Source organism: Hylemonella sp. W303a, assembly GCF_046452315.1.
Lineage (GTDB): Bacteria > Pseudomonadota > Gammaproteobacteria > Burkholderiales > Burkholderiaceae_C > Hylemonella.
On record NZ_JBKFDG010000007.1, the window covers coordinates 238,428 to 258,268 of the forward strand.

General features: G+C 66.9%; 17 protein-coding genes. 4 read left to right on the forward strand and 13 right to left on the reverse strand.

Going from position 1 to position 19,841, the window contains the following annotated elements; all coding sequences use genetic code 11:
* Positions 1-20: 20 nt before the first annotated feature.
* Entirely contained in the window at positions 21-902 is an 882-nt protein-coding gene (gene fdhD / locus ACLBKS_RS14515; RefSeq protein WP_410193518.1) for a formate dehydrogenase accessory sulfurtransferase FdhD, read from the forward strand.
* Positions 903-921: 19 nt separating this feature from the next.
* Entirely contained in the window at positions 922-1,143 is a 222-nt protein-coding gene (locus ACLBKS_RS14520; RefSeq protein ID WP_410193519.1) for a formate dehydrogenase subunit delta, read from the forward strand.
* Between the two features lie 101 nt (positions 1,144-1,244).
* Here the strand turns inward: ACLBKS_RS14520 and ACLBKS_RS14525 are convergent, their stop codons facing one another.
* On the reverse strand, positions 1,245-2,504 hold the full coding sequence (locus ACLBKS_RS14525; RefSeq protein WP_410193520.1) for an Hsp70 family protein: 1,260 nt from the start codon (positions 2,502-2,504) through the stop codon (positions 1,245-1,247).
* 435 nt (positions 2,505-2,939) lie between these two features.
* On the opposite strand from ACLBKS_RS14525, the gene gstA reads away from it, so the two are divergent.
* Entirely contained in the window at positions 2,940-3,545 is a 606-nt protein-coding gene (gene gstA / locus ACLBKS_RS14530; RefSeq protein ID WP_410193521.1) for a glutathione transferase GstA, read from the forward strand.
* A 1-nt stretch (position 3,546) separates the two neighbouring features.
* Positions 3,547-5,031, forward strand: a complete 1,485-nt coding sequence (locus ACLBKS_RS14535) for a chromate transporter (protein WP_410193522.1) — start codon at positions 3,547-3,549, stop codon at positions 5,029-5,031.
* A gap of 139 nt (positions 5,032-5,170) precedes the next feature.
* Here ACLBKS_RS14535 and ACLBKS_RS14540 read toward each other — a convergent pair whose 3' ends face one another.
* From ACLBKS_RS14540 to ACLBKS_RS14595, 12 genes are all read right to left on the reverse strand, one after another.
* Complete coding sequence (locus ACLBKS_RS14540; RefSeq protein ID WP_410193523.1) at positions 5,171-5,821, reverse strand: hypothetical protein; 651 nt, start codon at positions 5,819-5,821, stop codon at positions 5,171-5,173.
* A 109-nt stretch (positions 5,822-5,930) separates the two neighbouring features.
* Complete coding sequence (locus ACLBKS_RS14545; RefSeq protein ID WP_410193524.1) at positions 5,931-6,635, reverse strand: Rieske 2Fe-2S domain-containing protein; 705 nt, start codon at positions 6,633-6,635, stop codon at positions 5,931-5,933.
* Positions 6,632-7,555 carry a uroporphyrinogen-III C-methyltransferase gene (gene cobA, locus ACLBKS_RS14550; RefSeq protein WP_410193525.1) on the reverse strand — a complete coding sequence of 308 codons (924 nt, stop codon included), beginning with the start codon at positions 7,553-7,555 and terminating at the stop codon, positions 6,632-6,634. The genes ACLBKS_RS14545 and cobA overlap by 4 nt, the downstream gene beginning before the upstream one ends.
* Positions 7,552-7,965: a fluoride efflux transporter CrcB gene (crcB, locus tag ACLBKS_RS14555; protein ID WP_410193526.1), complete on the reverse strand. Its 414-nt coding sequence runs from the start codon at positions 7,963-7,965 to the stop codon at positions 7,552-7,554. The genes cobA and crcB overlap by 4 nt, the downstream gene beginning before the upstream one ends.
* A gap of 32 nt (positions 7,966-7,997) precedes the next feature.
* Positions 7,998-8,738, reverse strand: a complete 741-nt coding sequence (locus ACLBKS_RS14560; RefSeq protein WP_410193527.1) for a type IV pili methyl-accepting chemotaxis transducer N-terminal domain-containing protein — start codon at positions 8,736-8,738, stop codon at positions 7,998-8,000.
* Positions 8,739-8,780: 42 nt separating this feature from the next.
* A complete protein-coding gene (locus tag ACLBKS_RS14565; RefSeq protein WP_410193528.1) occupies positions 8,781-11,681 on the reverse strand; it encodes a molybdopterin-dependent oxidoreductase in 2,901 nt (966 codons plus the stop codon).
* 119 nt (positions 11,682-11,800) lie between these two features.
* A complete protein-coding gene (gene nirD / locus ACLBKS_RS14570; RefSeq protein ID WP_410193579.1) occupies positions 11,801-12,187 on the reverse strand; it encodes a nitrite reductase small subunit NirD in 387 nt (128 codons plus the stop codon).
* A 42-nt stretch (positions 12,188-12,229) separates the two neighbouring features.
* Positions 12,230-14,689 (reverse strand): nitrite reductase large subunit NirB, encoded by a 2,460-nt coding sequence (gene nirB / locus ACLBKS_RS14575; protein ID WP_410193529.1) that lies wholly within the window; start codon positions 14,687-14,689, stop codon positions 12,230-12,232.
* An 85-nt stretch (positions 14,690-14,774) separates the two neighbouring features.
* A complete protein-coding gene (locus tag ACLBKS_RS14580; RefSeq protein ID WP_410193530.1) occupies positions 14,775-15,587 on the reverse strand; it encodes an ABC transporter ATP-binding protein in 813 nt (270 codons plus the stop codon).
* A 61-nt stretch (positions 15,588-15,648) separates the two neighbouring features.
* Positions 15,649-16,647: a nitrate ABC transporter permease gene (ntrB, locus tag ACLBKS_RS14585; protein WP_410193531.1), complete on the reverse strand. Its 999-nt coding sequence runs from the start codon at positions 16,645-16,647 to the stop codon at positions 15,649-15,651.
* Between the two features lie 29 nt (positions 16,648-16,676).
* Positions 16,677-17,942 carry a CmpA/NrtA family ABC transporter substrate-binding protein gene (locus ACLBKS_RS14590; protein ID WP_410193532.1) on the reverse strand — a complete coding sequence of 422 codons (1,266 nt, stop codon included), beginning with the start codon at positions 17,940-17,942 and terminating at the stop codon, positions 16,677-16,679.
* A 466-nt stretch (positions 17,943-18,408) separates the two neighbouring features.
* Positions 18,409-19,638: a nitrate- and nitrite sensing domain-containing protein gene (locus ACLBKS_RS14595; RefSeq protein WP_410193533.1), complete on the reverse strand. Its 1,230-nt coding sequence runs from the start codon at positions 19,636-19,638 to the stop codon at positions 18,409-18,411.
* Positions 19,639-19,841: the final 203 nt, after the last annotated feature.

Below are 19,841 nucleotides of genomic sequence, written 5' to 3' on the forward strand. Positions count from 1 at the left end.
GTTTGCCGGACAATGCAGGCATGAAGCTGCAAGACCTGCCCCCACAGACACCGCCCCGCGCCGAGCTGGCGATGGCGGATGCCCGCAAAGTCCCGGTGACGGGACTGCACGACGGGCAGGTGTTTCAAGGCGAAGACTGGGTCGCCGAGGAATGCCCCGTGGCCTTGGTCTACAACGGCATCTCCCATGCGGTGATGCTGGCCACGCCCGCCGATCTGGAGGACTTCGCCCTCGGCTTTTCTCTCAGCGAAGGCATCGTGGACAGCCCGGCCCAGGTGTATGGCATCGAAGTCCAGTCGGAGCGTTCCTGCGATGGGCAACCCGGCCTCAACGTGAACCTGGACATCGCCTCCGCCAGCTTCGCCCGACTCAAGGAGCGCCGTCGCACTTTGGCGGGGCGCACGGGCTGCGGCCTGTGCGGAACGGACAGCCTGGAGCAGGCCGTGCGTGCGCCCAACACCTTGCCCAAGAACGCGGACATCGTGTTCCGTGCCGCGGCGGTTTCAGCCGCGCTTGGCCAAATGCGCGAGCGCCAGCGACTGCTGGGCATCACCGGTGCGACGCACGCCGCGGCCTGGTGCTCTGCGGATGGCACCATCGTGTTGCTGCGCGAAGACGTCGGGCGCCACAACGCGCTGGACAAGCTGATTGGTGCCTTGTCGCGCCCGGGTGCCCCAGCGGCCGCGGCCCGCGCGAATGACGGCTTCATCATCGTCAGCAGCCGGGCCAGCTATGAGATGGTGCAAAAAACCGCCAGCGCGGGCGTGACCCTGCTGGCCGCTGTTTCGGGTGTCACGGGCTTGGCCGTCGACATGGCGCAAGGCTGTGGCTTGACGCTGCTGGGCTTCGCCCGCGGCCAAGACCTTTCCGTGTACAGCCAGCCCCAAAGAATCGTTTTGTGAGATTTTGTGAGACTCCACCATGAACCTCGAACACCTCATCCGCATGGCCAACCAGATCGGCACCTTCTTCGCGGCCATGCCCGACCGTGCCGAGGCGCTGGAGGGCATTGCCAACCACATTCATAAGTTCTGGGAGGCTCGCATGCGCCGCGAGTTGGCCGCTGCGATCGAAGCCGGCCAGGCCGAGGCCTTGTTGCCCATCGTGCGCGAGGCCTTGAGCAAGCATCCTTCGCCGGCCTGACCGCGATCATCACCGTCACCAAGTCCGTTTGGCGGCATGCCGAGGCGCGGTTCAGGCAGCGTCTACCATCGCTGCGCATTCATGAGAGGGCGTGTCGCGTGTCAGGCCCCGCCGCCATAGGCCAGTCCCGAGGCCACCCCACCGAACAAATCCCCTTCCACCAGCGGCACGCCCGCGAACTCCGCCCGCAGCGCCTGCTGGAAGGGGCGCAGGGCGGATGACCCGCCGGTGAGGTAGATGGCCGAGAGCGCGCCATCGGCCACGCCCGCCAGGCGCGCGCACTCCCGTGCGCAGGCCACGGTGCGCGCCAGCAGCGCGTGCAGTTGCTCCCGCATTCCGTTCACCGTCATCGTCGCGGCCAGGTCTTTGTCCACTTCGGAAAGATCCATCGCCGTGTCACGGTCCTCTTGTGAGCAACGGATCTTGGCCTGCTCCACCGCGTGGGCGATGCGGTGACCGTGGCGTTCGCGCAGCACGCGCATCAGGCGCTGGTGCAGGCGCGCGTCGGCATAGTTGGTCCACAGGGCTTGGGCCTCGGCAATGGCCCGGGGCTGGTACAGCCAATGGATCAGATGCCAAGTCGCAAGGTCGAAGAAGATACGGCTGGGCACCTCACGGCCTTGCGGCCCCAGATGCCGGTACCCCAGCAGAGGCATGACCTGCTCCAGGCTGAGCTTGTGGTCGAAATCCGTGCCGCCGATGTGCACGCCCGTGGTGGCCAGCACGTCCGCAGCGCGGTCGGGCGCCTGCATGCGTTGCGGCCCCAGGCGCACGACGGTGAAGTCCGAGGTGCCACCGCCCAAGTCCACCACCAGCACGGTGCTCTCCCGCTCCAGGCGCCGTTCATAGTCCAGCGCGGCCGCGATGGGTTCCAGCTGGAAGGACACCTGCTCGAAGCCCACGGCCTGGGCGGCTCGTTGCAGGGAGGCTTGCGCCAGCGCGTCGCGCTCGGCGTCGTCGTCCACGAAGTGCACGGGCCGACCCATCACCACCCGCGTGGGCGCGGCGCCCAGCGCCTGCGTGGCCCGCTCGCGCAAGGTGGCCAGGAAGGTGGCGATGATGTCCTGGTAGCTCAGCGCGCGGTTGTGCACCGTCGTGGTTTCTTGCAACAAGGGACTGCCCAGCAGGCTTTTGAGCGAACGCATCAGCCGGCCCTCGGCGCCTTCGAGGTAGCGAGCCAGCGCTTCGCGGCCGAAGTGGGTGCTGAAGTCCTCGTTGTCGTAGAACACGGCCGTGGGCATGGCCGTGGCCTCGTTTTCCAGGGGAATGAGTCGCGCCCGTGACCCAGGCTCGGCCCAGGCAATGGCGGAGTTGGAGGTGCCGAAATCGATGCCGAGGGTGCCAGTGAGCGTGTGGGTCATGCGCGAGGAGCGGTGGGGTGCGTGAAGAAGGAGTCAGTGAAAACGCGGCAGCGGCGGATGAAGGCGCGGCCGATGAGACATCAGGCGAGACATCAGGCAGAGAAGTTCATCGGGCGAGACCCAGCCGCGCTTCGAAGGTCGCGGATTGTGCCACTCATGTTTGCCATGCGCTTGTGCCGTCAGGTTGAGTCTCTGGTACGAGTCGTGAGGTTGTGTCGTGAGGTTGTGTCGTGGGGTTGTGTCGTGGGGTTGTGTCGTGGGGTTGTGTCGTGGGGTTGTGTCGTGGGGTCGTGTCGCGGCGTCGTGCTACCTGTCATGCTCGGGGGGCCTGCGCGGGCGGTGCGGATTTGCCTACACTTGGCCCTTTCCCCGAAGGTCCTAGGCCCGCAAGGCCGAGTGCCATTTTTTCCATCCATCCCTCAAGAGACTACTCGCATGAAACTCTACTTCAAGCCCGGTGCCTGCTCCCTCTCTCCCCACATCGTGCTCGAGGAACTGGGCCTGCCACACGAGGCGGTGGCCGTGGATCTCAAGGCCAAGAAGCTGCCGGACGGTTCGGACTACCTGGCCATCAACCCCAAGGGCTATGTGCCCGCCTTGCAGCTCGACAGCGGCGAGGTGTTGACCGAAGGACCGGCCATCGTTCAGTACCTGGCTGATCAAAAGCCCGAGAAGAAGCTGGCCCCGGCGAATGGCACCATGGAGCGCTATCGCCTGCAAAGCTGGCTGACCTTCATCGGCACCGAGATCCACAAGTCCTTCAGCCCGCTGTTCAATTCGGCCATGCCGGAAGAGGCCAAGGCCATCGCGCGCGCCAACCTGGAGCGCCGCCTGGGTTGGGTGAACGAACAGCTCGCGGGCAAGGACTACCTGATGGGCACCGACTTCACCGTGGCCGATGCCTACCTCTACACCGTCGCCACCTGGACGCGCCCCGTCAAGCTGGACATCAGCGCCTTCACGAACCTCACGGCCTACATGGCCCGCGTTGCCGCCCGTCCCGGCGTACAGGCGGCGCTGAAGGCCGAAGGCCTGGCCTGATATGGCGCAGCGCGGGCCCTCCGCTTCCACCGATTTGGGCGCCGCGCCAGAGCCTGTCTCGCTCGGCCGGGCGCTGCGCTACTGGCTGAGGCTGGGCTTCCTGAGCTTTGGAGGCCCGGCGGGCCAGATCGCGCTCATGCACCAAGACCTGGTGGTGCAAAAGCGTTGGATTTCGGAACGGCGCTTTTTGCACGCGCTGAACTACTGCATGCTGTTGCCCGGGCCCGAGGCCCAGCAATTGGCCACCTACCTCGGGTGGCTGATGCATCGAAGCTGGGGCGGCATCATCGCCGGGGCGCTGTTCGTGCTGCCATCGCTCTTCATCCTGATTGCGCTGTCTTGGCTCTACATGGTCTGGGGGCAGACGCCGCTGGTCGCGGGCTTGTTCCACGGCGTGAAGCCCGCCATCACGGCCATCGTGGCCTTCGCGGCCTGGCGCATTGGCGCCCGTGTGCTGTACCGCGAGAGGCGACTGGACTGGGGCTTGGCGGGCATCGCGGTCGCGGCGTTCGTGGCCATCTTTTTCCTGCAGCTTCCATTTCCGCTGATCGTGGCGGTGGCGGCCTTGTTGGGCTGGGCAGCCGGGCAGTGGGGGCGCTCGTCCGGAGCGGGTCACTCCGCCGAACGGGGCAATGATCAAGGTGGTGACCAAGGCGGTGATCAAGATCTTGGGCGTGCTACTCACCCTCCCGGTGTGGTCGGGCCGGGTGGCGCCGAACCCATCGGGCCCGATGCGACCTTCTCCGGCGAACCGCCCGCGCTCATCGACGACCACACTCCGCCGCCCGCGCATGCACGATTCGCGTGGCGCAGCTTCGCATGCGTGCTCGTGGTGGGCGCGTTCTTGTGGCTGCTGCCCATGGGCCTGCTCTGGGGCTGGCTGGGCGGGTCGCACGACTACACCCAGATGGGCTGGTTCTTCACCAAGGCAGCCTTGCTGACCTTTGGCGGCGCCTACGCCGTGCTGCCCTACATCCATCAAGGCGCCGTGGGCCATTACGGCTGGTTGAGCAATGCGCAGATGATGGACGGCCTGGCCCTGGGCGAGTCCACGCCGGGTCCGCTCATCATGGTGGTGGCCTTCGTTGCCTTCGCGGGCGGCTGGAACCACGCCGTGCTGGGGCCGGATGCCCTGTTCACGGCCGGCGCCGTCGCCGCGGTGTTGGTTACGTGGTTCACCTTTCTGCCGTCGTTTCTCTTCATCCTCGCGGGCGGCCCGCTGGTGGAGTCCACCCGCGGTCGGCTGTCCTTCACCGCGCCGCTGACGGCCATCACCGCCGCCGTGGTGGGCGTGATTCTGAACCTGGCGCTGTTCTTCGCGCTTCACGTGGTCTGGCCGCAAGGTGTGGGAGGACGCGTGGACCTCGCCTCCCTGGGCCTTGCGCTGGGTGCCGCGCTGGCGCTGTGGCGCTACCGTCGTCCCGTGCTGGAGGTCATCGTGGCTTGCGCCCTGCTGGGCTTGCTATTTCAAATCCTGGGCTGGTGAGACGCTTGGCGGTTGGGCGCTTGCCCATCCGAGCTGCAGCGTGGGTTCGGGCCCGAGCCCAGACATCTGGCGTGCCCACCCAAGCTCGCCAGGCTTGGGCGCGGCCTGAGCACTGGGCCCGGCCGCGCGCGCGGCGTCCTCAGGACTGGCGCGTGCCAGGGCGCAGGCGCCACAGCCAAAGCAACACCGCCACCAACACGGCTGCGGCCATGGCATAGCCGATGGCACGTGAGAGCAGCAATTCGCCTTCCCGCGCGGCTCCCATGAAGAAGAGGATGAAGGCCAGCAGGTGCACCAGCAGGCGCTGAGCGCGCACCCACAGCGCATCGCTGCGGAGGAACCACGCCAGCAGTACGTCAAGCACCCACCAGACCGCGAACACCGTGTCCAAGCGCGGCGCGCTCACGCGCGGCGTGTTGAGGATGCGTGACCAGTCGTTGCCAAAGACCAGCACCACCGCCCAGTAGAAGTGCACAGCGAAGGCCAGCATGGACACGGTCCAGAAGGCCCGCCAGTAGCGCCAGGCCAGTGCCGAGCCACGGATGAAGGGGAACAGGCACAGGGCCGGCGTGACCAGAAAAATCGTCACCCAGATGGTGAAGAAGGTGGCGTGCAGGTCAAAGCGCTGCTCAGGCCGCATGTCGGGCACGGTGCCACCGGGCGGCAGCAGCGAGAAGATGGCATGGTCACGGGTCAACCAAGCGGCGAGCAAGGCGGCCAGCGACAGCAGCACGCCGAGCCCCAGGGCTTGCAGCAGGGCTTGGCGTTCGGTTTCGGCACGTTGGAACATGGTGCGGCGCGGAGTTGTGGGGTCGAGATGGTGCCACAACGGCCGCGGTTTTTGGGCACCGGGCCGCGTCGCGCGCGGTGGCGTCGCGATGCGCGTGGACGGCAAGCGCCTACCAGCGTGCTTGAACGAGGCCGTCGTGGACCTGGCTCTCCACCCGCGTGAGCGGTGTGTCGCCTTTCTTGATGCAGTCACCGCTGACCACGTCGAATTCCCATTCGTGCTTGGGGCAGGTCAGCGTGATGCCCTTCTGGTTCGACCGGTTCAGCGCAAGTTCAGGGATGTTGGTCGCGTTGTGGGGGCACAGGCTGTCGTACACCGTCGCGTTCTGGCCGAGGCGGTAGACGAAGAGGCCCCGGCCCTCGCATTCCACACGGCGGACTTCGCCATCGGGCACCGCTTCCAACGAGATCACGTCACGCCAACGCGGCGCCTGGCTGGCCGCACCCACCGGTACGGCCGGGGCGGCTTGGTTGATGCCCGCGCCCGCCATGCTGGCGCGCAAGGCCTCGATCGTGAACTCGGGCAGGTTCATCGACAAGATCACGTCGGTGGCCCAGACGATCTTGGTCAGACCCAGGGCGGGAAATGCCATCAGCAATGCGTCGATCACCTCGGCGGCGCTGCAGCCCTCGCGCAGAGCACGCTTGAGGTACTGCTTGAGGCCGCGCTCGGTCTGCGCGTGCACCTTGGTGATGACGGAGATCAGGTTGCGGGTCTTGGGGTCCAGGTGCTTGCCCGCGTCCTTGAGGAAGCTGAAGTAATGCGTCATGGCCTCGGGCCGGGCCTGGACGAGGTAGTCGAGCGCTGCGCTCATGGGGAAACTCCTGAAGAAGGCAAAGGCTTGAGCGGTTGCCCATCGTCGTGCGTGAGTCGCATCGCCGCACCCGTGCTCGGATCGAACCAGTCGAGCGACCCATGCAGGGTCACGACGTCCCCCACGATCAGCAAACTGGGAGAGCGCAGCTCTTGCACGCCCGGCTGGGTCGGCAGGTCGGCCAGCGTGCCTGTGATGACGCGTTGCGTGGCCAGCGTGGCGTGCTGCACGGCGGCGATGGGGCGGGTGGGGGGCGCGCCGTGTTCGATCAGCTTGCGGCAGATCGCTGGCAGGGCGGACAGTCCCATGTAGATCACCACGGTCTGCTGGGGGCGCGCGAGCGCGGCCCAGTCCAGATCGGGTTGGGTCAGGCCGCGGCTGCCATCCGGAGGGGATTCACCGCCGCCCTGCACATTCTTGAGGTGTCCGGTCACGAACAGGCAGCTCTGGGCATGGTCACGGTGGGTGAGCGGGATGCCCGCGTAGCAGGCCACGCCGCTGGCCGCCGTGACGCCCGGCACGACCTCGAAAGCCACCCCAGCCTCGGCCAGCTTTTGCATTTCCTCGCCGCCGCGGCCGAAGATGAAGGGGTCGCCGCCCTTGAGCCGCACGACCTGTCGGCCTTCGCGGGCCAACTGCACCAGCAGGGTGTTGATCTGCTCCTGGCGCAGCGTGTGCTCGTTGCGGCGCTTGCCCGCGTAGATGCGCTGCGCCGCCGGGTTGGCCAGCGCCAGCACACCGTCGGACACCAAGTTGTCGTAGACCAGGGCATCGGCCTGGGCCAGGATGCGCGCCGCGCGCAGGGTCAGCAAGTCCGGGTCGCCCGGGCCCGCCCCGACGAGGTAGACGCGCCCCGTGGTGCTGTCGATTCGGCCCTTGCTGTTGGCACGGTCGGAGAGTGATGCGAGGGAGGTGTTCATGCGGCGCGACTCGCAGCGAGGGCCAGACCCCATTTCGCGCTGTGCAGGCCGAGGAGGGTCAGCAGCAGCGAGCCGAACAAGTGCAGCGCCGCCGTGCCCAGGGACAGGGCATAACGCTGCTGCACCAGCATGCCCACCACCTCGGCGGAGAAGCTCGAGAACGTGGTCAGCGCACCCAGGAAGCCGGTGACCAGCAGCAAGCGCCACGCCGGGTCGAGCTGGGGCAGAGCCTGGAACACGGCCACGCAGACGCCCACCAAATAGCCGCCGATCAGGTTCGCCGCCAGCGTGCCCCAGGGCAGAAAGGTGCCAGCGGCGGCCGTGGAGGCATTCAGCCACAAGCCGAGTTGCCAGCGCGCCAGCGCGCCAACGCAGGCGCCGAGGCAAATCGCGAGAATCGAAGCAAACATGAGGGGAAGTTTAGCCCGTGCCAGGCCCTCCCTCAGGCCGCCAGCGTGTGCCGCTGCTCGGTCAGCACGGCCGCCTTGCGTGTCAGGCGGTCGATCACGTCCGTGATGTTGGACAGCACGTTGGCGACGACAGCGAACTCTCGTCCATGTTGACCCGCGCGCGCCGCCATGACCTGAGCGTTGAAGCTGACGATCTTCGCTTCCCTGGCCACGCCCTGGATGTCACCCACGATGCTGACCAGCTCCTTGAGCATGGCCCCGGAGCGACCGCGGGTGAGGTCGTCGAAGGTCGTCGTCGCCTTGTCCAGCGCGGCCAGAATGCGGTCGGTCTGCTCGACCAGTTGGGCGATGGCCTGAGACGCCTCGTCGGTGCCGTGCGCGAGGCCTGCGATGGCCTCGCGCACCAGGCGCATGAACGCCTCGATGACGGGCCCCACGCCCGTCGAGCCCTGGTAGGTCTCGTGGATGCGGTGGGCTTCGGCGGCGGCCAGCCCGGAGGCGGCGCCGATCAGTCGCTGGTGGCTCTCGCTGAACAGTTGCAAGGTCCGGCGTGCGTCGTCCAACCGCGTCGCGTCGCCGCGCGCGGCCAGCAGGATTTGCAGGATCAGGCGTTGCGAGAGCATGCGCTGACGCGCGGCGAGGTTGACGATGGAGATGTCCTGCGCGCGTGGCGGAGCGACCGCCGTGCCGCCGCGCGCGGGGGGCTCATTCGCCACCTTTGGCGCGAGGGGCGGGTGGGCCAAGGTAGGGGCGGAGAAGCGCGAGGTGGGCATGGTCAGGTGGGTCCGACAGGTAGGTGGCGGTCGTTCGACGTGTCAGGCGGTTTTCTCAAGCCGAGGCGTGGGCGCGGTGGCGGCCGGCGTGCGGCGCACCAGCCGCTGCAACTCCGGCACGCAGGAGCCGCAGTTCGTCCCGCATTTCAGACGGTCTTGCAAGGTGGCCAGGCGCTCGCGTTCATTGCCGCCGCATTGGGCCAGCGTCCGCGTGATGGCGCCCTCGTTCACATTGAAGCAGGTGCAGACCTGGCGGCTGACTGCTTGTGCCGCATCCAGGGTGGCTGGCGCCTGAGCGCCCGGCATCAGCAGCAGTCGGCCATAGGCCTGCACGGGCAATTCCTGTTGGAGCAGCGCGCGCAACCAGCTCTCTGCGCGCGTGTCACCGCCGAGCAGCACCGCTTGCAGCGTGGCCGGTCCGGCCGGGGTGTCCGCGTCCCGCCGCATCAGGAGGGCACGCCGCTGGCCGCGCTGGCGGTCCGCGTAACGGAGCACGCCATTCGCATCCAAACCCAGCAAAGCCTCGATGTCGCTCAGCAGTTCCTCGGAGGGGGCGGTCGCATCGGCCGCGCGCAGCAGCAGGCCGGTCTTGTCGTGGCCGAAGGGGACGCAAGTCGCATAGGCAAAGCGCGGCAGCAGGCGACGCAATGCCTCGCGCGTGGGGCCCACGCGCTCGGGCGCAAGCCAGGCCAGTCCGAGCAAGGTCCAGGGCAACTCGGCCTTCACCACCTTGACCGCCGCGTGCTTGAGCTCGGGTTGCTTCGACGCGGGGTCGAAGACCGGGGTCGTGATGGCGTTGACGCCCGCCAAGGGCTGGCCGGTGCTGTCATGCCCGCTCAAGAACTCCGAACCCCAATGCATGGCCATGCACGCCTGGCCGCTGGCGACCTCTTCGCTGGCTTGCACGGGCAGGATGATGGCGCCGCGTTGACTGCTGAGGTGCACAAGCTCTCCTTCCTTCAAGCCGCGCCGCGCCATGTCGCTGGCATTCATTTGCACCGAGGGTTCCGGCGCGTGACCGTACAGGCGTCCCAAGGTCCCGGTGCGGCTCATGCCGTGCCATTGGTCGCGCAAGCGGCCGGTGGTCAAGGCCAAGGGAAAGCGGGCGCTGCGGGGCTCGGCCACCGTCTGGTAGTCCAGCGCTGCGAAACGTGCGCGGCCGTCGGGGGTGGGGAAACGGCCCTCTTCGTACAAGCGGGCTTGGCCCAGTGCATCGGCGGGGCGCCCTCGCGGTGAGGGCTGCGTCGCAGTTTCACCCGTGTGGTCTTGGCCCTGGTCGGCGGGGCAGGGCCATTGCCGAGGTGCTGCTTCCAAGAGGGCGTAGCTCAGGCCCGTGATGTCGAGGTCACGCCCCCGGGTGCTGGCGCGGTGTTCGTTCCAAATCGCTTCAGGGCCGTCGTAGGGAAAGAGGTCGTGCCGGGGACCGATGCCCCGCGCTTGCAAACGGTGCGCGAAGTCCACGACGATCCGCCAATCATGGCGCGCCGAACCCGGCGCGGGAATTGCCGCGCGCACGCGGCTGATGCGGCGTTCGCTGTTGGTGACGGTGCCTTCCTTCTCGCCCCAGGATGTGGCGGGCAATAGAAGATCGGCGAATTCGCAGGTGGCCGTGGTGGCAAAGGCGTCCTGCACGACCACGAACTCCGCGCGTTGCAGGGCGCGGCGCACGGTCGCCTGGTCGGGCAGGCTGTGCGCGGGGTTGGTGCAGGCGATCCAGAGTGCCTTGATCTCGCCGTCCGCGGCGGCCTGGAACATCTCCACCGCGGTCTTGCCGGGGCGGTCCGGCACGGAGGGCAGGCCCCAGAGCGCAGCCACTTCCGCACGGTGCGCGGGATTGGCCAGGTCCCGGTGCGCCGAGAGCAAGTTGGCCATGCCACCCACTTCGCGCCCGCCCATGGCATTGGGCTGGCCCGTGAGCGAGAAAGGCCCGGCGCCGGGCTTGCCGATCTGCCCCGTGGCCAGGTGCAGGTTGATCAGCGCCGCGTTCTTGGCCGTGCCGCTGCTGCTTTGGTTCAGGCCTTGGCAGTAGAGGCTGAGGGTGGGTCGGCGGCGCTGTGCGTCGCCGCTGCCGCCCGTCGCGAACAGGCGGGTCGCTTCGGCCAGCGCTTCCTTCGTGATGCCGCAGACCTGCGCGGTCCGGTCGGGTGTCCAGTCACGCACGCGGTTCTTGAGTTCATCAAAGCCGGTGGTGTGCGCGCTGATGTAAGCGGCGTCCGTCCAGCCTTCCCACAGCATCAGGTGCAGCATGCCGTGGAACAGCGCCACGTCGGTGCCCGGCTGGATTTGCAGGAAGAGGTCGGCGCTGTTGGCCGTGTCGGTGCGGCGCGGGTCCACCACGACAATCTTCAACTCGGGATGGCGCCGCTTCGCGTCTTCGATCCGGCGAAACAGCACGGGGTGCGCCCAGGCCGTGTTGCTGCCCGCGATGAAGAGGCAGCTGGCGTGGTCGATGTCCTCGTAGCAGGCTGGTGGCGCGTCCGCCCCCAGCGTGAGCTTGTAGCCCGCCACCGCGCTGCTCATGCACAGGCGGGAGTTGGTGTCGATGTTGTTGCTGCCGATCAGGCCCTTAACCAGCTTGTTGAAGACGTAATAGTCCTCGGTCAGCAACTGGCCGCTGATGTAAAAGCCCACCGAATCCGGACCATGGGCTTCCAGGGCGTGGGCAAAACGCGTTGCAGCCTCGTCCAGCGCCTCGTCCCAACCGACCGCCACCGGCGCCTCACCACGCTGCCAGCGCCGCAACGGCTGCAGCAGCCGCTGTTGCCGCGTGATCTCCGGCGCGGTCGTGAGGTGCAGGGTCGAACCCTTGGAGCACAGACGCCCGAAATTCGCGGGATGATCTGGGTCACCCCGCACCCCCGTGATCTGGGCGCCCTCGCTCTCGATGATCACGCCACAGCCCACGCCGCAGTAGGGGCAGGTGGAGCGAGTTTCTTTAGGCATGAGGAGCCCCTACGGAGGCGTTTCTTATGCTCGCCCAGCGGGCGCGCCGCTTAGCGGCGAGACCGCAGTAGGGGCAGGTGGAGCGAGTTTTCTTGAGCATGCCAAGTCCCCAGTAAGGCTCAGGCGCAGGTCGCCTTGCGCAGGCAGGGGCCTGCCACGGGCGGCGCGATGTCAAGCGCGAGCGTGGCGAGCTCGTTGGCGTCCAGGTGCACCAGGCCCTGCTCCACCATCACGGCGAAGCGCGGCGTGCTGCCTTCGTCGGGGGCGCGGGCGCAGCCGCTGGTCAGTTCGATGGTCCAGTTGTGCAGCGGGCAGGCCACGCTGGCGCCGAAGACAATGCCTTGCGACAAGGGGCCGCCCTTGTGCGGGCAACGGTCGAGCAGCGCATGGACTTCGTCTTGCGCCGTGCGAAACAAGGCCACGGCCATGCCCTGGGGGCGTTCGACGCGGCGTGCGCCCAGCCGAGGAATGTCCTCAAGCTGGCAGATGGGGGTCCATTGGTTCATGTTCATGGTGGATGGGGTGGGGCTACGCGGGGTGGGCCGGCGTCAGGCCGTGGCCTTTTCGACCTGGATGGGGATGAACTGGCGCTGGTCCACGCGCGCCTTGTCGGCTTCAAACCATGGGTCGGGTTCGCCGTCCAGCGCGAACTGCAGGCGTTCCCACAAGGCCTTGCGGCCCTCGTGGTCGTCGAGGATCTTTTTCTTGACGTAGTCCATGCCCACGCGACCCACGTAGTGCACCGTGCGCTCCAGGTACCAGCCCTCCTCGCGGTAGAGCTGCAGGAAGGCGCCGCTGTACTCCAGCACCTCGGCGGCGGTCTTGACCTTGCAGAGGAACTGAGCCACCTCGGTCTTGATGCCACCGTTGCCGGCGATGTGCAGCTCCCAGCCGCTGTCCACGCCGATCACGCCCACGTCCTTGATGCCGGACTCGGCACAGTTGCGCGGGCAGCCGCTGACCGCCAGCTTGACCTTGTGCGGCGCGTACATGCGCCAGAGCGCGCGTTCCAGGTCCTTGCCCATCTGGGTACTGTCCTGCGTGCCCATGCGGCACCACTCGCTGCCCACGCAGGTCTTCACCGTGCGCAGGGCCTTGGCGTAGGCATGGCCGCTGGGCATGCCGATGTCGTTCCAGACGTTCTGCAGGTCTTCTTTCTTCACGCCCAGCAGGTCGATGCGCTGGCCGCCGGTGACCTTGACGGTGGGGATCTTGTACTTGTCCACCGCGTTGGCGATGCGGCGCAGTTCGTCGGCCGTGGTCTCGCCACCCCACATGCGCGGGATCACGCTGTAGGTGCCGTCCTTCTGGATGTTGGCGTGGCTGCGTTCGTTGATGTAGCGGCTCTGCGGGTCGTCCACGGCCTCCTTGGGCCAGGTGCTGAGCAGGTAGTAATTGACCGCGGGCCGGCAGGTGGCGCAGCCATCGGGGGTCTTCCAGTTCAGGTGCCGGTAGACCTCGGGGATGGTCAACAGCTTGTGCTGCCGGATGGCATCGCGCACGGCCTGGTGCCCATGCTCGGTGCAGCCGCACAGGGCCTTGGTCTTGGGCGTGGCCGAATAGTCGCCCCCGGCCGTGAACATCAGAATTTGTTCCACCAGGCCGGTGCAGGAACCGCAGCTCGCGCTGGCCTTGGTGTGCTTGCGCACCTCGTCCAGGGTGAACAGGCCTTTTTCCTTGATGGCCTTGCAGATCGTTCCCTTGGTGACACCATTGCAGCCGCAGACTTCGTCCGTGTCGGCCATGGCCATGGCGCGTGATTGCCCCTGGTGTCCCGCGTCGCCGATGTTGGATTCACCGAACACCAGCTTGTCGCGCAGGTCGGACACGCTGCGTCCGTCGCGCAGCAGCTTGAAGTACCAGCTGCCGTCCACCGTGTCGCCGTAGAGGCAGGCGCCGACCAGCTTGTCGTCCTTGAGCACCAGCTTTTTATAGACGCCCCCCGCGGGATCGCTCAAGACGATCTCTTCGGTGTTGTCGCCACCCATGAAATCACCGGCGGAAAACAGATCAATGCCGGTGACCTTGAGCTTGGTCGAGGTGAGTGAGCCCGTGTACCGCCCGATGCCGTGTTGCGCCAGGTGGTTGGCCAGCACCTTGCCCTGCTCGAACAAGGGCGCCACCAGACCGTAGGCGATGCCCCGATGCGCCGCGCACTCGCCCACGGCATAGATGCGGGGGTCGGTGGTGGTCTGCAGGGTGTCGTTGACCACGATGCCGCGGTTCACGTGCAGGCCGGACTGCTCGGCCAGCGCGGTGTTGGGGCGGATGCCCACGGCCATCACCACGAGTTGCGCGGGCAATTCGCTGCCGTCCTGGAAGCGCACGCTCGCGACGCGTCCCGTGGCGTCGCTGACCAGTTCCTGGGTCTGCGCGCCGATGCTGAACTTCATGCCCCGGTCTTCCAGCGATTTCTGCAGCATGCGGCCCGCGACCTCGTCCAGCTGGCGTTCCATCAGCCAGGGTGCCACGTGCACCACGGTCACGTCCATGCCGCGTTTCATCAGACCGTAGGCGGCTTCCAGGCCCAGCAGGCCACCGCCGATCACGACGGCATGCTTGTACTGCGCGGCGGCCGCGATCATGGCCTCGGTGTCGGCGATGTCACGGTAGGCCAGAACGCCTTGCAGGTCCTTGCCCGGAACGGGCAGGATGAAGGGGTTGGAGCCGGTCGCGAGGATGAGCCGGTCGTAAGGCGCGCTGCGCGTTTCACCTTGGGCGTTGCGCGCATGCACCACACGGCGGGTGCGGTCAATTTCCGTCACCGTCCAGCCCGCATGCAGGGTGATGCCGTGGGTCTCGTACCAGGCCCAGTCGTTGAGCACGATGTCTTCCAACTGCTGCTCCCCAGCGAGCACCGGTGAAAGCAGGATGCGGTTGTAGTTCGGGTGCGGCTCGGCACCGAAAACGGTGATTTCGTAGAGCTCCGGCGCCAGCTTGATCAGCTCTTCGAGGCTGCGCACGCCAGCCATGCCGTTGCCGATCATGACGAGATTCAATTTCTTCACGAGGGGTCTCCTAGACGAAGGGCGCAGGACGGGGTTGGGGCCCGCGCTGCAAGCGCGGCCGTTCGTTCCCTGCCGCCCTTGTGTTTCAGGCTGCTTTTTCCACGTGGCCTTGGCGCGTGTACAGGAAGTCGATCACGGCCTTGCGGCAGTGGTGATAGCGCGGGTCTTCCGCCAGTTCCACGCGCTTGCGCGGCCTGGGCAAGTCCACCGTGAGCACCTCGCCGATGGTCGCGGCGGGACCGTTGGTCATCATCACGATCCGGTCGGACAAGAGCACGGCCTCGTCCACGTCGTGCGTGACCATGACCACCGTGCTTTGCGTGCGCGCAACGATTTCCAACAGCTCGTCTTGCAGGCGCGCGCGCGTGAGCGCGTCCAAGGCGCCGAAGGGCTCGTCCATCAGTAGAACCTGAGGCTCCATGGACAAGGCCCGGGCGATGCCCACGCGCTGCTTCATGCCGCCGGAAATTTCTCCCGGCCGCTTTTGCGCGGCATGCGCCAGGCCGACCAGGGCCAGCGCTGCTTCGGTGCGTGCCTTGAGCTGCGCCTTGTTTTCGCGCGAGCCAAAGACGCGCTCGACCGCGAGGTGCACGTTCTCGAAACAGGTCAGCCAGGGCAGCAGCGAGTGGTTCTGGAACACCACGGCCCGCTCGGGGCCGGGCCCCGCGATTTCGCGGTTGGCGCAGATCAGCGTGCCCTCGGTGGGCGTGGCCAGCCCAGCGATCAGGTTCAGCAGCGTGGACTTGCCGCAGCCCGAATGGCCGATCAGCGCGACGAACTCGCCCTTGGCCACCGTCAGGTGGATGTCGCGCAGCGCGGGAAAGCGTCCGTTGCGGGTGCGGAAGGTCTGCGCCACGCCCTGAATCTCGATGTATTTGGTGGTCAGAGATGCGCTCACGGGGATACCTCCAAGATCTGGGTTTCGACAGCAGTGGACAGCGATGCGGCGTGGCGGGGCGTCATGACTTCACCTCGTCGTAGGTGAAGGCGCTGGCGAGGCGGATGAGGGCGATTTCCAGCAGCAGGCCGACGACGCCAATCATCACGATCGCGATGATGATGTTCTTGACGTTGAGGTTGTTCCACTCGTCCCAGACCCAGAAGCCGATGCCCACGCCGCCGGTCAGCATCTCGGCCGCGACGATCACGAGCCAGGCCGTGCCCACCGCGAGGCGCACCCCAGTCAGCATGTAGGGCAACACGGCGGGGAAGAGGATCTTGGTGATGATCTTCCACTCGGAGAGCTGCAGCACGCGCGCCACGTTCAGGTAGTCCTGCGGCACGCGCTGCACGCCCACGGCGGTGTTGATGACCATGGGCCAGATCGAGCAGATGAAGATGGTCCAGATCGCCGCCGGGTTGGCGCCCTTGAACACCAGCAGGCCGATGGGCAACCAGGCCAGCGGCGAGACCGGGCGCAGCAGGCTGATGATGGGGTTGCACATGCGGCTCAGGAATTCAAAGCGGCCGATCATGAAACCCACGGGGATGCCCACCAGCGCGGCCAGGCCGAAACCCATGGCCACGCGCTGCAGCGAGGTCAGCACGTTCCAGCCCACGCCCTGGTCATTCGGTCCCTTGCGGTAGAAGGGATCGCTGAACACTTCGACCGCCTGCCGCCAGGTGTCGGCGGGCGTCGGGATGCTGCGGCCCGTGCTGACTGACACCAGTTCCCACAGCAGCACCAGCAGGCCCAGGCCCAGCACCGGCGGGATGACGCGCATCCACAGACCGCGCCAATCGACGGCGTTGCTGGGCTTGGCGGAAGGCTCGGCCGAGGCGCTCACGGCTGCGTCGCTCGGGGTCGACGTTGCCTTGGCTTGGGCTGTCTGGACTGTCTCGACGGGCATGGGCTTGTGCATCGTGGCGTGGCGTTCGGGCTCTGGCGCGGCTGCGGCTGGGGCTGCGGACGGCTCGGGCAGGGCGATGGGCGGCAGGTGGAAGACGGCGCTGACCATGGGGTGCTCCTTTCGTGAAGCGTCGAGGCTCAGACCTTGACCTTGAAGCTGTCGGCGTACTTCTTCGGGTCCTTGCCGTCCCACACGACGCCGTCGATCAGCTTGCTCGTGCGCAGATCGCTCTTGGGCACGGGGGCCTTGGCGGCGGCGGCGGCTTGCTTGTAAAGCTCGGTCTGGTTGATCTGCTTGGCGACGGCGAGGTAGTCGGGGTGGTCCTTGAGCAAGCCCCAGCGCTTGTGCTGCGTCAGGAACCACATGCCATCGGACAGGTAGGGGTAGTTCACCGCGCCGTCGTTGTAGAACTTCATGTGGTTGGGGTCGTCCCAGGTCTTGCCCAGGCCGTTCTGGTAGCGGCCCTGGATGCGGTCCTGGATGGCGTCGACGCCGGTGTTGACGTAGCTCTTGTCGGCCACGGTCTCGGCCATCTTCTGGCGGTTGGCGGCGCTGGCATCGATCCAGCGGCCAGCCTCGATGATGGCGGCCGTGACAGCGCGCGCGGTGTTCGGGTATTGCTTCACGAAGTCCCCCGTGGTGCCCAGCACCTTCTCGGGGTGGTCCTTCCAGATGTCCTGCGTGGTGGCGGCCGTGATGCCGATGCCGTCGAGGATGGCGCGGTGGTTCCAAGGTTCGCCCACGCAGTAGCCGTCCATGTTGCCCACGCGCATGTTGGCCACCATCTGGGGCGGCGGCACGGTGATGACCTTGGCGTCCGTGAAGGGGTTGATGCCGGCCGAGGCGAGCCAGTAATAGATCCACATCGCGTGCGTGCCGGTCGGGAAAGTCTGGGCGAAGGTGTATTCGCGCTTTTCCTTGGCCATCAGCTTGGCCAGGCTGGCCGCGTCCACCGCACCCTTGTCGGCGAGTTGCTTGGACAGGGTGATGGCCTGACCGTTGTGGTTGAGGTTCATCAGCACGGCCATGTCCTTCTTCGGCCCACCGATGCCCAGGTGCACGCCATAGACCAGGCCGTAGAGCACATGGGCAAAGTCCAACTCGCCGTTGACCAGCTTGTCACGCACGCTGGGCCAGCTGGCTTCCTTGCTGGGGATGATCTTGACGCCGTACTTTTGGTCGATGCCCAAGACGGAGGCCATGACCACGCTCGCGCAGTCGGTCAGCGGGATGAAACCGATCTTGACTTCCTTCTTCTCGGGTGCGTCCGAACCCGCGGCGTGCACCACCGCGCGCAGCGCTGGACTGATGCCGACCGCGCCAGCGGCGGCGGCCTGGAGGAGGGTGCGGCGTTTGAGGGTGCCGCGGTTGCCGCCGGCGTTGGCGATCTTGGGGTCCTGCATGATCAGCTCCTGAGAGAAGGACGGAAAGCAAAAACAAAAACGGCGCCCATTCCGCCGCGAGGGTGAGCTCGCGGGAAATGGACGCCGTTGTCCAAGCACGTTCCTTAAGAACGCGGCGCCTGACCGTCATTGGTGGGCACGGTCAAGTCAAAGCAGAATCCGTGCCAGACCCGATTTCATGGCTTGTGAAGCGAAACTCCTGGGAAATCAAGGCGTTTCGGGGCAGCGCCTGGGCGGTGGAAGGTGTGCAAATCGCGGGAGCTCTGGCACTGTTCTTGTGCGCCGCACCAAGATCGGATGCCCTCGCAGGTGATTGGTCAGCCCTGCCTTGAGGCTGGGGCGCACCGCCCTACGCTTCAGACGGCTCGGTGCCGCTGAGTACCGATGACGACCCCCCACGCCCACGCCCAGGCCCCCGCACAGGGCGGCTCAGCGTCACCCGTGCCGCCGAAAGTCGGGCGCATGGTTACAGCAGGTCCGCCATGCTGAGCACGGTGTGGGCGACATCAACGAGCTTGCGGCCTTGGTTCATCGCGGTCTGGCGCAGCATGGCGTGCGCCTCTTCCTCGCTGAGTTTGCGCGTAGCCATCAGCAAACCCTTGGCCCGTTCGATCACCTTGCGTTCGTTCAGCGCGGCACGCGTGGTGGCCAGTTCGTCGCTGATGGCCTGCAACCGGCGGTTCTGCTCCTGCACCATGCCCAGCACCGAACGCTCCAAGTGCGGGCTCAGGTTCGGCGACAGCAGCGTGGTCGCGGGCTGCGCATCCGACGCGGCGGCCTGGCGCTGCAGGGCCTGCAGGCTGGCCTGCTGGTCGCGCAGCTCCGCGCGCGCCTGTGCGATGCGGCGTTCGCACAGGCTGCGCAGGTGCAGCGCCAGCGCATCCTCCACCTTGCGCATGGCGTCAATGCGGCGTGTGCAGCACTCGTACCAGGGCAGGCTGGCGTTGGAGTCGAGCGCGCTGCTCAGGCGCGCGTCCGCCGCCACGCGGCGCATTTTCTGCTGCAGGGCCTGGGTTTCGGGGTCTTGATGTTCCGCCCAGGAGGCGCGCGCCGCGTCGTCGGAAAAATCGTGGAACACCTGCAAGCAGGCGTCCTGGGCCTCGATGAGATGTCGCCATTGCTGCTGGCGTTCCGGGTCGATGCGGCCGGAGGCATAGGCTGCCGAGCCCAGTGCGCGTTCCTGACCTGCGTACTCCTTGCCCTGCATGAAGTGGAAGAGCGCCACCAGGGCGCGCGCGATCTCGGGGTCAGTGGCGCTGTCGGCGGCCTCGAGCACCACCCCCATCAGACCGGTGATCAGGCGCACGTAGGCCGTGGTGGCTTCCTCGGGCGTGAGCGCCAAATCGGCAATGCGTTCACGCAGCGCGGGCAAGCCTTCCAAGGCCTGCAGCACGTAGGCGATGCGGTTGAAGAGACGAGCACCGTTGCGCGCGCGGCTGGCGTCCGTGTCCAGCGCATCGAAACGCGCGGCCACGTCGGCCTGCAGGCGCTGGCATTCCTCCACCTGCGGCGCGCGCTGCGCGCCAAAGCGTTCACCGCGCGAGGCCAGGAACAGGTTGGAGATGCCGCGCTCCTTCTGCAAGGCGTGCACCAGGCGGCCAATCAGGCTCACCAACTCGCTGGTCAAGGCCAGGTGCTCGAGTTCGCTGATCTCACATTGGCGTGCGGCGACGAGGAAGTTCAATCCGGAGTTCATCGGCGGGGCAGTGGGTTGATGGGCCTCGTCTGGGCGCGGGGCGGACGATGGATCATAGGCTGTGCATTTTTCACGTTTTGGCTAGGCTGCGTGGCCCCCCTGCCGGGGGAATGGAGCGGTTCAGGGGATTGGAAGCGCTGGGTCAATGTGCTAACTTGGGCCCAATGAGAAAGCGTTGCGGACCTCGCGCGCTTCAACAGGGG

Bases quoted from the DNA above. Each gene is read 5' to 3' on its own strand.
- nirD (WP_410193579.1), bottom strand. From the start codon at position 12,187: ATGAACCAATGGACCCCCATCTGCCAGCTTGAGGACATTCCTCGGCTG.
- ACLBKS_RS14520 (WP_410193519.1), top strand. From the start codon at position 922: ATGAACCTCGAACACCTCATCCGCATGGCCAACCAGATCGGCACCTTC.
- ACLBKS_RS14595 (WP_410193533.1), bottom strand. From the start codon at position 19,638: ATGAACTCCGGATTGAACTTCCTCGTCGCCGCACGCCAATGTGAGATC.
- crcB (WP_410193526.1), bottom strand. From the start codon at position 7,965: ATGTTTGCTTCGATTCTCGCGATTTGCCTCGGCGCCTGCGTTGGCGCG.
- ACLBKS_RS14545 (WP_410193524.1), bottom strand. From the start codon at position 6,635: ATGAGCGCAGCGCTCGACTACCTCGTCCAGGCCCGGCCCGAGGCCATG.
- ntrB (WP_410193531.1), bottom strand. From the start codon at position 16,647: ATGGTCAGCGCCGTCTTCCACCTGCCGCCCATCGCCCTGCCCGAGCCG.
- ACLBKS_RS14535 (WP_410193522.1), top strand. From the start codon at position 3,547: ATGGCGCAGCGCGGGCCCTCCGCTTCCACCGATTTGGGCGCCGCGCCA.
- ACLBKS_RS14565 (WP_410193528.1), bottom strand. From the start codon at position 11,681: ATGCCTAAAGAAACTCGCTCCACCTGCCCCTACTGCGGCGTGGGCTGT.
- cobA (WP_410193525.1), bottom strand. From the start codon at position 7,555: ATGAACACCTCCCTCGCATCACTCTCCGACCGTGCCAACAGCAAGGGC.
- ACLBKS_RS14590 (WP_410193532.1), bottom strand. From the start codon at position 17,942: ATGCAGGACCCCAAGATCGCCAACGCCGGCGGCAACCGCGGCACCCTC.
- ACLBKS_RS14525 (WP_410193520.1), bottom strand. From the start codon at position 2,504: ATGACCCACACGCTCACTGGCACCCTCGGCATCGATTTCGGCACCTCC.
- gstA (WP_410193521.1), top strand. From the start codon at position 2,940: ATGAAACTCTACTTCAAGCCCGGTGCCTGCTCCCTCTCTCCCCACATC.
- ACLBKS_RS14560 (WP_410193527.1), bottom strand. From the start codon at position 8,738: ATGCCCACCTCGCGCTTCTCCGCCCCTACCTTGGCCCACCCGCCCCTC.
- fdhD (WP_410193518.1), top strand. From the start codon at position 21: ATGAAGCTGCAAGACCTGCCCCCACAGACACCGCCCCGCGCCGAGCTG.
- ACLBKS_RS14540 (WP_410193523.1), bottom strand. From the start codon at position 5,821: ATGTTCCAACGTGCCGAAACCGAACGCCAAGCCCTGCTGCAAGCCCTG.